The sequence below is a fragment of the Pseudoalteromonas sp. OFAV1 genome (genome assembly GCF_021532595.1).
Lineage (GTDB): Bacteria > Pseudomonadota > Gammaproteobacteria > Enterobacterales > Alteromonadaceae > Pseudoalteromonas > Pseudoalteromonas lipolytica_C.
The window spans coordinates 34684-45915 of record NZ_JAKGBG010000040.1 but is presented as its reverse complement, the minus strand read 5'-3'; the positions used below and the strand labels follow the sequence as shown (position 1 = coordinate 45915).

Sequence of the window (11232 nt, the reverse complement as noted above, 5' to 3'; positions counted from 1 at the left end):
GTAAAAACGGTGAAAGTAATATTGAATTAGGAAAAATCTACGGCATGACGGAGTACGACTTGTTGTATTTAAGGCCGATTTTAGAATCAAACGATATTCAATTAGCCTTAATTGATGTTAGAAAGCTTAATATTCAAGGATTACCGGAGTTTAGAAACGAGTTAATTCCTTTATCAAAGAAGGATATTTCACCGACACCGGAGAGACCTTTATCTCGAGTACTTGTTGTTGAAGGCTTAGGTATCAATGTTCTTGATATGATGTATCGAGGTGCTGCTTGGCGCGGATTATATAAAGAAATTATGGAACAAGATTGTGTATGTAAGCTTAATTTCAGTGCGAGCGCACCATTTGCAAAATACCGTAACATTCTTTTAAATAATGGCGTTTCTGACCGTTTACATTTCTCTGTAATACCACTACCGACTCTTTTGGAGTATGACTTTGTAATTGATGATGGTTCATTAGGTTCTCTTTCATTTAGTCATACTGTGCCATTTAAAGAGCAGGTATCATCGTTTGTTGAAGGTTTTGAAAATATGACGGTTGCTCCATTAAGTCTTGGACCAATATCTACTTTTTTAAATGCTGAACTGGATGAAAATAAGGCCAAAAAAGAGTATTCAAAAAAAGCGAAAGAGCTAGATAAAAAGATCCATGAATTGACAGGTTCAAAAGGGAAGAACAGAGTTGTTCTTTTAAATGGGCAAGGTGAATTTAAACATCAGATTATGCCAATTGAGGTTCAGGAACTGATAGTTAAGACATTAACTGATCGAGAATATACAGTCCTTTCAATGGGAGAGGTTAAAGGCGCCGAAGACGTTTCAGTTATGATTGATGGGTATCTTGATGTATCAGCTGTGGTAGATGCAGTAGACTATGTTATCACAGCAAACAACCCGGTTCTGCCACTTGCGGTTGGTAATGGTACAAGAACGATTCTACTATCAGTAGGTTCAAAAATGGGGATCTATAAAACTCAACCAGCTCTATTGTTTGAGATACCTATTCTAGACGATAGTATTCTGAAAAATATGAACAAGATTTCAACATCGCAGTATGAAGAAATTCATGATGCTTGGATGTCATTTGATGTAGATAAAATTGTTACAGGGATGAGATCGTTGTAATGGATGCGTTAGACCGTTTTCTAGTATTCACGATAAATAGTGTTAAGTACGCAATACCGTTGTTGTTATCTAAAGAGATTATTAGAACAGAATACAACAATGTATTTTACGATACTGGCGAACTTAAAATGCTGATAAAGAATTCTATGGGAGACTTTATTGAGCTCAAAGATATTAATAAGGACTTAGGGTTAGGTAAATCTCCTCATGGTGAGGGTGAAAATGTAACAATTATATCATTAAATAAAGGTGAGATTAGCTTTGCGTTTCCTGTATGTTCAGTAAATAATATTACAGATTCAGAGAACTATCGAATTGCTGATGCTCCTAAGTTGATAAAAGGCTCAGGCCTAGTTAATAAAATACTTATTAATAACACCAAAGAAAGTGAATTGATAAGTATTATAGATTTTCCCTCCATGATTTAATATCTTAAGTGGACTCTTTAGGGTCCACTTCCTAAAACTAAAGTCGTATTTTTCGGTTTTGCACCTATACATTTAAATTAGGTATTGACTCGCTATCTTTTTTGTGTTGTAATTAACTTAATCTAAAAAAAGATATTTGAAGGAATAAACATGAATAAGCGACTCTTATTGGCACTAGTGGTATCGACTACTCTTACTGCATGCGGCGGTGGTGGTGGCGGCGATAAAGGAAAGACAGAAGTAATCGCAGACACACTGGAACAAACACGAACTTCTGTAAAGAACGAAATTATAGAAGCTAGTTCTCAATATGACTACAACACTTCCTTTGAAAATGTTTATACCTTTTATGAAAAACTAGGTTATGAAACAGGCGTTGTTGAAAAATCAGGTTTAGAGTCAACATCAGAACTGTCAGTCGTATTTTCTTATAAAGAAACCTTTAAAGATTCGATTGATTCACTTCTTACTAAAGTCGGCTCAGCAACTAGCGAATCTGTATTGAAGGGCTATTTAAATGATCTTGCATCAATTGAATCTCAGTACGAACAAAATGTCATTCAAAACTTAAAAGGTTTTGAAGTTGTAAATAAAGGTTATATGCCGGATGTGAGTGTTACCGCATTTACAGAGTATGACGGAAAATCTACCTTATTTGAAGGTAACTCAAAATTTGGTGAAGAAAAAGATGGTAAATGGGTATTCAACACCGAATACAAATTTTTAGAAACAATGAGTGTTGTAGCTGGCACTTGTGAAATGGAAATTTAAGGCAGCAATCATGAAAAAAGCAAATTTATTAGCAGCAGCTCTAGCATTCGTTTCAATTAATGCTTTAGCGCAACCAGAACTTGTTGATGTAGTTATTACGGACAAGAGTGGCAAGACTCAGCTAGTTAGCGTTGAGCGTGATAATTTATCGCATTTCAAAAACACAAAAGCCCAAGAAGGCCTTTTGGTCGAAACTAATCCTTCACTATTCATTGCGCCACCAAAAAAGGATTTGGCCGAGGAAACAATTGACTTGTTTACAATGAAAAGCACTTCAGTTGGCACCGGTAATGATCCTGATTTAGATAAGCAGCTGTACTTGCATGCTCGTACAGAATCAAATCTAACGGGAAGTAATGTACAAAGCGCGTGGGAACTTGGCGAGCAAGTAAAAACGCCAAAAATTGCCATCTTGGATAATGGTTTCTTACAAGAAGGTCGCTTTCAAGATGTTGTTGCTAAAAAGTCTGTCTCATTTCTGCCTGCAAAGTATGGCCAATCGGGTTGGGATAGTTCTGAAGAAGAGCTCGCTTGTGCAACTGGCCATGGCTTAGGTGTTGCGGGATTGATTGGCGCGAAACGTGGTGATAATTTTGGTATCGCGGGAATTGTTGATGCTGATCTTTACTTAGTACAAGTTCTTTCGTGCTCACAAGGATCTGGTACGCTATATAACTCTGCATTAGCAATTCGTTGGGCGGCGGGTGATACAATTGAAGGTTTTGAGACATTAGAAGAACCTGTTGATATTATCAATATGTCTTTTGGTGCAGAAGTGGCATATTGTCCTTCTTACATGCAAGATGCTATTAATTATGCGAATAGTAAAGGTGTTCTTGTAGTGGCCGGTGCTGGTAATGATAGTCAAGATGTATCTCAATTTACAGCGGCGAATTGCCAAGGTGTAGTTAGAGCATCTTCGATTTCTCCAGACACTAATGATTTAAGTGACTTTGCTAACTATGGGGATGTAACTGTTGTTGCGCAAGGCGATAGAGTGTTTTCGTATGGTAATACAAAGACAACCGATACTGACCGTGTACGTTGGAGTGGAACTTCGTTCTCAGCGCCAATTGTTTCAGGTTCACTGGCTCTAGCTAAGGCTCACGCGCCAACATTGACTAATAGTGACCTAATTACAATCATGAATAACACGGCCATTGAGAATACAAATTCTGAGTGTTTAACAAAAGGGTGCGGTAACGGTTTGATCGACACGTATGCACTAGTTCAGAAAGCTAAAAGCATTGAGGAAGATGGTTATGGCTATATCAGCTCAGTACTTGGCAATAAACAACCGTGTGAATTGAAACTGTATGAGACAGCGACTGGTGTATTCTCTCGTCTATGTGCTTCATTTAATGTTAACTTGAATCCAATCACGGATATGTCAAAAGATGGTTCGATTGCTAAGCTGTATAAAACCTTGAAGACAGGTACTCAATCAGAGTTAGTTCTAGAGACTGAAAAAACAGAGTTTATTGTTGCTGATTTAGACTTAGAAAATTACACATACCATTATGAGCTGTGTAACGGTGAATCGTGTGGCGATAAATACGCATTAACTTATAAAGGTAATGAGCCACCAGCTTCATGTAAAGAATAATAGTTATGTTAAGTTGCAAAGCGTACAAAATTGTACGCTTTTTTCGTTCTAACTTAATATTCGAGACCAGAGGAAGCAACCTTCTCTCTACAAAGTAAGTCACTATATGTTTTCTCTGGAATGTCATATAAGCTTCCAACTTGCTTCAATGTAACATTATAGTCCTGCATTCGCTTAGAAGCTGAGTGATTAAGAATAAACTTAGAGTGCCCAGATTCTCTTAGACTTACTTCTTCAGCTACATCACTAGGCTTCTTTTGAAACCCTGTTATGGTTCTACCAATATCCGTTAGTACTAAGCCTTCGTATTCATCTAACATCATACTATCTGAGATACCAAGTCGAGACATTGTTTCTAATGTCTGGATTCTGTCAATACCCATGATGCCGGAATGAAATTTGTTATGGCCCTTAGGAAGCTTTGAGTCGTAAGTTGGAATTACATCATAGCTAATTGTGGAATCTGGGTTTTCTGCGTTATAGCGATTAACGCCATCGGCGAATGGATTGCGCTCAATGGGTAGTTTAGTTAAGATGCGAGGAGCTAGGCCCTTTTTAGCAAGCTCATAAGCTGTTTTTTCGAGATGTTCATATTCTCCATCGATTAACTTTTGCGGAAGCAATGTGCTATAAATATTGCTTGGCAAACTATTTAACTCGACCTGTTTCATCAGATTTTCAAGCGCTTGTTTAGCTTGGATGTCGATTTCATTATGAATGCGCTCTATTGGTGTCGGGTTGTCATATACATGAGCTTTAATTTTTTGAAACTGAATATCGACATTGAGTGTTTTCATTGTTTTTGAAATGTCGTTTAACAACTGTTTTGTTTTTGGATGATAAAAACGGTCTTTTTTGAATCCTTTATCCAATAAATCAATAACAGTCTGGCAGTCAGTACCAATATACACCTTTTCAATAGATAAAATATTATCATCGCGAACTTCACGCAATTTTTTAAGGCTATGCAGTATAGCAATCATTTCACCATGATTAGGGCACTGTACGGTTGTTACAGAGCCTTTAAAGCTTAGGTTGTGATTGCCGACAGCAATTCTACCTGCGACACCGGCTGCGTTTGTTCTCTCGAGATAACTCGCGTCAGTTATAATAAAAGCGTCCATATATTGCCTATATAAAATAGTTATTTATCTTAATTATAACATAAATCACTTTTTCTATTTACACGTGGCAGAATCTTGCTTTTGTATCTTTTTTTAGGTAAAATAGATGGATATTTGATAGAAGAATGAGTTTATGGACGCTTTAGAAGAGCAGAAATTGCTATTAAAAATTATTGAAGATGGCCTTGTGGGCATGCTTACAAATATTGAGATCAATCAATTGAAAGGTATGCGAGCCAGTACATTAAAAAAATGCGCGGCTAAAATATGGGAGCTTGCAGCTGTAGTTGAAACTAATGTTGCGACTGATGTTGTCAGCGAACTGTCAGGCCTAAAAGCAGTTAAAATTGACTATGATGCTGCTTTTAAAAATGAATTTTTTAAATGGCTTTCAACAATTGAAGTACTGCCTCACCTCCCGGTAGAGCGAAAGACAAAGTCTAGAGCTAATAGAAATGAGAATACAATCTATACTGCGGTAAAAAAGGGTGCTGTTGTTACAGTTGTTACAGCTATAAATAAGCTTAGGCCCGAAGATTATCATATTAAATATGCAGTGAGACTTGCTTTGTCACACTTTGATATTAGCGAGGTAGAATTCCTGAAATTAATGGAAACCTTTAGGCTGAATGGATTTGATGATGTTTTTAATGATAAAACAATCAAGGTTCAGTTAAAAAATAAAATTGCAGGTGATGATGACGCTTTGGGTCTTATTGTTGGAGAGGAAGCTAAAGTCAATGAAGGTAGCTTTGATTTTATAAAGTTTCTGTCGAAGGTTAAAGGGTTTGAGTTTGATAATGAGGTATTAATGCTGAACTACCTATCTGCCATGTCGTTGGCGCCAATGGAAAAGTTTCCAGATTCTACAGCATCTGAAAAGGCTTCAATTTTGAAGATACTTTCAAGGTAATTAAATGGAAACCTTATCTAATGAACAAATGTCGCTACTTAACCATATTGCTCTGTTAAGTGATGACTTTGGGCCGTTATCAAAAAAAATTATGGTCGATGGTTACATATGTACCACAAATGGAATTATTGCTTTTTTCGTTCCAGCTAAATGCAAAGATGAAAATATTAATAAAAATATTGAGGCAGTATTGTCAAAGCGTCTAGCTCAAATTTTAAGTTCTGGTCCATACTTACCATGGCCAAAACACTTTTCAATTCCAGATGAAAGCGAAGGCGAAAGTGATTGCGATGAATGTAATGGAAATGGCCATTTAAACTTATCAAACAACTATCATACGTATAATGTAGATTGCAAGAGTTGTCATGGTTCAGGCACCTTAAGAAAAGAGGTTCTTCTTAGTATGCCAGATAGTGAATTAAAATTTGATGCAAGTATCATAAAGCTTATTTGCGGTATGACAGAACTGGAGTACTGCGTAGAAGAAAATTTATTGCTATTCAAGTCTAAACAAGGAATTGGATTATTAGTGTCAGGGGAGTGGAAGTAGTGAGTTCAATTAAGTATTTTGAAGATAAAGCCATTAGCTTTGAAGCAGAATCGGTAATGAATGAGTGTGCGAATTGGTTTCAAGAACAACCCTTATCAGTACAGACTGAGTTTTTGGAAAGGGCTACTGGTAGTGACTTATTTTTAACTGCTTATTTACCAGCACTGAAGCCTTTAATTAAAGATAAAAAACTTTATCAGAGATGTTGTTTTAATGTCATAAAAGCATCCTCGAATAAGGGTGAAAAAGCACTAAATGCATTAGAACTAATCGAAAGCGAAATGATGCTACAAGAGGCTTTAGAAGGCCCATTTTATACATATAAAAATCGCAATTTCATTTTAAAAGTGTTGAAGGGGCATGTCGAAAAGAGTAAGGATTTTCTCTGTAAGTACCTTGGAAGAACTTATGAAAAAATTGATTTGTCGGACATAAATCGACCGGTTGGTCAATCATCTAGTTATGAAAATTTAGTATTGTTATCATTGTTAATAAATAAGTTTGGCTTTAAACCTGTTGCTTCTGAATTGAATAGAGAAGTTATGTATGGTTGTTTTATTGATTTAGGTTTTAGGCCGTTTGATATTTTGCCACATGTCAATTCACTTGAGATTAAGTCTTTGATATTAAATCAATATACTTAGAGCATATTTAGTCTGACAGGTATCTTAAAATACCCTTGAGGGGTATTTTAAGATAAATTAGTTATTTATTGTTTAAGCCAGCAGTCTAATTGATCGGAAATTTCATTTAACCTGAAAACTTCATAGTGTCCTATCATGGCAGCCTCTTGGATTGCGTCATTAAGTAATTCATTTGCGCGAATATTTTCTTCAGTGTTTGCAAGTGTACTTTCAGCTATCTCTCTATTTAACTCAATAGCTTCTCTTAAGTCACTTGGAAAGTCATTGGAAAAATCTGAGAATGAACATCCAAAGGGAATGTCACTCTCTAGCATCGTACCTAATGTCCAATTAACAATTTTATGAAGAACCTTACCCCATCCGTCGCTAACCAAATGTTTATCGTGTTCATCGATATCATCAAAGTAATGTTCTAGTTGTTCTGAAACGGGTTCATCAATAGTTAGAATTATCTGAAATGATTTTGTAATTGCATATATTTCAGCAGGTTCTATTAAAGTTTCATAATTAGTGTTTTTTTGTTTAGTAACAAACGTAATAGTAAAGAAGGATAAGGTTTCATTGCAGGTGATGTAAGCTCCATCTACAATTGTGACGCCATCATCTAATGTCACGTTTGAGTTTTCGAAATGTATATATGGCGCGTAAAAGTCATAAATATGATTGTTTAGTTTGAGTTTTGTGAAGTCATATCCATCAAATTTATCTAGAACATTCTTACTAACATGGTGAATTCCAGATTCATTTTCTGCGGCATTTGAAATTGTAGTGAGCAGTGAAGTCATTTCCGAAATACGGTGCTCACTATCGGGGATAAACTCTAGCATATTAGCTCCTTTAATTTCATGCTCAATGAAAGCTGAAATAGTGCTAGCTACAGCTAATCCTTTGTACTTATCAAACTCATCGGCAGGAATGGTTTGTAGTATATAATTAAGTTTGGTAAATGATTGAATCAGTTTATTGTGAAATCTTGATGGGAAATATGTAAGGTTCATAATGTGTTAACCTGAATAGCTGTTTGTTGTGTTTCTAGAATTAACTTAAATGTGAATCTAAAATGTTACTTTAATCTGTTAACCTATTTTTAGATTTTTCGTAACTAAATTCTATATTAAGTATCTTAATCTACTTTATTAAATTAGACAATGAATTAAGCTCTTATGATAGTAGTGCTTTATAAAAGCAAAACGGAGTATTAAAAAATACTCCGTTTGAACAACAACATAAGGCGTAAACAAGAAGAGGAGGAGACATGGAAGTCAAATCTTGTTTACGTGTTCTATATTATTTAATTGACGATGTGCTGTAAACAGAAATTTGTAATATTTATCAAAAGTACCGGAAAGTTAGCTTTAGGCAAGGCTATTGTTTTTAGTGACTTTTTTTAAATCTTTTTTTAGTTAAAAATATGAGATCTTTTTGGCAAATAATCATAATTATAGTTGTAAATTCTATTCAATATGGTTCCATGTAAAGAAAAAAATAAGTGCTAATCATGAATATGCAGAAAAAGATCGTTTTTATCGATATAGAGAATTGTCCAAAATTTCAATTGCCGGGAACACCTGAAGACTACGTTGCAATCTTTATTGTTTGCAAAGAGGGTGTCGAATATCCTATCTTAGATCAAGTTAATGGACTAGATAATGCATTCGTAAAAAAATACAAGGTTTCTGTGCCAGATAAAGCAGATGGCCTCTTGCTTGATTTAATGAATCAATCTCTAGACCTAATAGAGAAGATGGGGTTATTGAGCTTTTGCTTTGAGCTTATTACAAACGATAAAAAGTTTCGAGGTAAGGCCCGTAGCTTGTGTCATAAAAGATGTGTCCAAATAAAATGTTCAAATTTTTTTTCGTATGAGAATTATATCGGCCCGTTAATACACGAGATTACAAAGGTTAAAAAGAGATTTCGACCTCAAGGTCGTTTAGAATTAATTAGTCTGCTGACAGACTTTTTAGAAGACCATGAAATTTATCATCTTGAACCTCATGTAATGCTAAAGAAGATGGATTCTAAAGATATTGTTCATGTTCGCGGTAACTTCGTAACATATAACGTCTAGTGAAGTTAATTACAATTCTAGCTCGTTCGTATTTTTAATTGATGAGGTTTGCTTTTCACTATTTTAATAAGTTCATTTACTGGTATTTCGCAATACTTTAAGTAAGAAGCAATCTCATCGTTTTTAATTAGCTTATGCTCATGCAGTAAAGCTAGTTTAGCGCAGTGTATGGCGTTAACTAATATTTTATGTTCAGCGCTATCAGTATCATTTACTCCGTTCTTCACATCCATAATGTGGTCATACTCAATTCTATCCGCATAGAATTGACCGGCTTTAGCTGACGAATGTTTTAATGCGCTTACAATAAGGCTAGCATTGTGCTTGGTTTCGTGTATCGCAAAGTAGATTTTTCTGTGGCTAGGGTTATTAGATGCTCTTAGTTTTTGAAGTATTAGTTTAGTGCCATTGTTCCAGCTTTTATCGAATTGGTTAACTACAGCTATATTGCCTATTAAATAAATCAAAGCAGCAAGAGACATTTTTTCAGGTGAAGATACATTGTTAACACTCGATAAGTGTCCAGCAATGTTTGCTACAGTGAGAATGTATGCCCATAGTTTAATAGGGATTTGTGGTAGTTCAGAGTTATAGAACTTCATTTTAGACTTAAAAATAAGCAAAGGAATGATTGTTCTAATGCCATTTATGCCTATAAAGGCTAATGCACTACGAGTATCTTTAATGTTCCTTTTGGGTAATGAGGCGGCTTTCAAAAAACTACTTGAGTTAACAGTTAAAATCAATCTCTTAGCTAATGATGGTAAATTGCTATCAATTATATTTGCTAAACTGGAAAATGTAGCCGCAGGAGTAAATATTAAATTTAGTAGGTCTGATTCATAAATGGAGAAATTCAATAAATCAGAAACAACGTTTTTTTCATTATGGGTTTGTTTAATAAGATCACTATATGATGCTTTAGAAATTAAACTTTGGGCCCTAACAATGTCATCTGCCCGTTGAGCTTTTTTGCTTTGTCTGTCGAGGAAGCCTTTCTTTTCAACATCTAAAAGTATGCGTTGATGCGCTGACTTTCTATCTTTTTCAGAGAAAATTAAGTCATTAAGGTTATTAATATCCTGCATGCCAAGGCCATCGTTTTGTATGGTATCCCCTACATACTTTCTACTTACTAGCCAGAGCATAAATCTTTTTTCGACAATACTGTATGTATTCACTGTGCAGTTTTGATCTGGAGTGAGGTTGGTATTTTTAGTTACTTCAGTGTTATGCATTTCAAATAGGTAGTTAGTAGTGTTCCACAATTTTATAGTGTTTATAGCGAAATGCAATAATGTACCTAAATTGGAAAAGAGTGCGGTGTGATATAATTATTGTTAGAAAAATAATAAGAGGTTTATGTCATGAAGCCAAGTAAGAATGAAAAGATGAAAATGGCCATGTCACGTGGAATTATCACTAAAGAAAACTATGCGCCATTCATTGAGCGAGCTGCTGCATATAAAGAAAGATTTGGTGAGGCCCCAAGAATTGATATTTCAGTGGGTTCTGCCCCGGCTCATGATCAGGTAAGTGCGCTATTTTTTGAGAAAGAGCATAAGTTGAAAATTACACTAGCGGAAAATGACGTTTCAGTGAGAAATCAGAAAACAGGTCGTATTGTAAATCTTGAGTTCGACAGAAATAAAAGTGCTTTAGAAGTAGTGAATTCACAAGGTGCTCTAACGATGGTTAAGGTTGAACAACTTACAGTGAAGGGTGATGAAATCACTTCTCTGGGGGATGTCCTATCTAGAGTGAGATTGGTAGAGGTAGATAGTCTGAATGAGATTATTCACCATCTAAAAGAGTCTGATCCCGAAGCTCTGTGGGTAGAGTGTAAGAATTTCAATGAAGGGTTTATAGCGAATCGTGTTTTTGGTACTGGCGAAGTTAAGAGCGATATGCTTAACGAAGTTAATTTAATAACAAGGAAAGATATAAACAATATGTTTGAGTTCGATAACTTCAATATTTGATTAAATTATT

Annotated in this window: 12 protein-coding genes; 9 read left to right on the top strand and 3 right to left on the bottom strand. The window is 35.3% G+C overall.

The genetic code is table 11. From position 1 onward, the window contains the following. The 4 genes from L1267_RS18035 to L1267_RS18020 form a co-directional block, all read left to right on the top strand. Window positions 1–1133: hypothetical protein (locus L1267_RS18035; RefSeq protein ID WP_235383691.1), on the top strand; the 1133-nt coding region annotated here is incomplete at its 5' end. Then, the gene (locus L1267_RS18030) at window positions 1133–1561 is read left to right on the top strand and encodes a chemotaxis protein CheW (protein ID WP_235383690.1); all 429 of its coding nucleotides are present in this window, start codon (window positions 1133–1135) and stop codon (window positions 1559–1561) included. The genes L1267_RS18035 and L1267_RS18030, both read left to right, overlap by 1 nt. Window positions 1562–1711: 150 nt before the next feature. Continuing rightward, the gene (locus tag L1267_RS18025) at window positions 1712–2332 is read left to right on the top strand and encodes a hypothetical protein (protein ID WP_235383689.1); all 621 of its coding nucleotides are present in this window, start codon (window positions 1712–1714) and stop codon (window positions 2330–2332) included. Between the two features lie 10 nt (window positions 2333–2342). After that, window positions 2343–3938 (top strand): S8 family peptidase, encoded by a 1596-nt coding sequence (locus L1267_RS18020; protein ID WP_235383688.1) that lies wholly within the window; start codon window positions 2343–2345, stop codon window positions 3936–3938. A 53-nt stretch (window positions 3939–3991) separates the two neighbouring features. On the opposite strand, the gene L1267_RS18015 is transcribed toward L1267_RS18020, so the two are convergent. Beyond that, entirely contained in the window at window positions 3992–5062 is a 1071-nt protein-coding gene (locus tag L1267_RS18015) for a ribonuclease H family protein (RefSeq protein ID WP_235383687.1), read from the bottom strand. 133 nt (window positions 5063–5195) lie between these two features. On the opposite strand from L1267_RS18015, the gene L1267_RS18010 reads away from it, so the two are divergent. The 3 genes from L1267_RS18010 to L1267_RS18000 are packed head-to-tail and all read left to right on the top strand — an operon-like array spanning window position 5196 to window position 7169. Continuing rightward, window positions 5196–5975, top strand: coding sequence for a hypothetical protein (locus L1267_RS18010; RefSeq protein WP_235383686.1), 780 nt, complete (start codon window positions 5196–5198; stop codon window positions 5973–5975). A 4-nt stretch (window positions 5976–5979) separates the two neighbouring features. Further along, complete coding sequence (locus L1267_RS18005; protein ID WP_235383685.1) at window positions 5980–6525, top strand: hypothetical protein; 546 nt, start codon at window positions 5980–5982, stop codon at window positions 6523–6525. Further along, the gene (locus tag L1267_RS18000; RefSeq protein WP_235383684.1) at window positions 6525–7169 is read left to right on the top strand and encodes a hypothetical protein; all 645 of its coding nucleotides are present in this window, start codon (window positions 6525–6527) and stop codon (window positions 7167–7169) included. Before L1267_RS18005 ends, L1267_RS18000 begins: the two co-directional genes overlap by 1 nt. A 65-nt stretch (window positions 7170–7234) precedes the next feature. Here L1267_RS18000 and L1267_RS17995 read toward each other — a convergent pair whose 3' ends face one another. Beyond that, window positions 7235–8167 carry a hypothetical protein gene (locus tag L1267_RS17995; protein WP_235383683.1) on the bottom strand — a complete coding sequence of 311 codons (933 nt, stop codon included), beginning with the start codon at window positions 8165–8167 and terminating at the stop codon, window positions 7235–7237. Window positions 8168–8667: 500 nt separating this feature from the next. Between L1267_RS17995 and L1267_RS17990 the strand changes: the two genes are divergently transcribed. Continuing rightward, window positions 8668–9240: a hypothetical protein gene (locus L1267_RS17990; protein ID WP_235383682.1), complete on the top strand. Its 573-nt coding sequence runs from the start codon at window positions 8668–8670 to the stop codon at window positions 9238–9240. A 17-nt stretch (window positions 9241–9257) separates the two neighbouring features. Here L1267_RS17990 and L1267_RS17985 read toward each other — a convergent pair whose 3' ends face one another. Further along, window positions 9258–10478, bottom strand: coding sequence for an HDOD domain-containing protein (locus tag L1267_RS17985; protein ID WP_235383681.1), 1221 nt, complete (start codon window positions 10476–10478; stop codon window positions 9258–9260). Between the two features lie 129 nt (window positions 10479–10607). Here L1267_RS17985 and L1267_RS17980 point away from each other — a divergent pair, with 129 nt between their 5' ends. Continuing rightward, window positions 10608–11222: a hypothetical protein gene (locus L1267_RS17980; protein ID WP_235383680.1), complete on the top strand. Its 615-nt coding sequence runs from the start codon at window positions 10608–10610 to the stop codon at window positions 11220–11222. The last annotated feature ends 10 nt before the right edge of the window (window positions 11223–11232 follow it).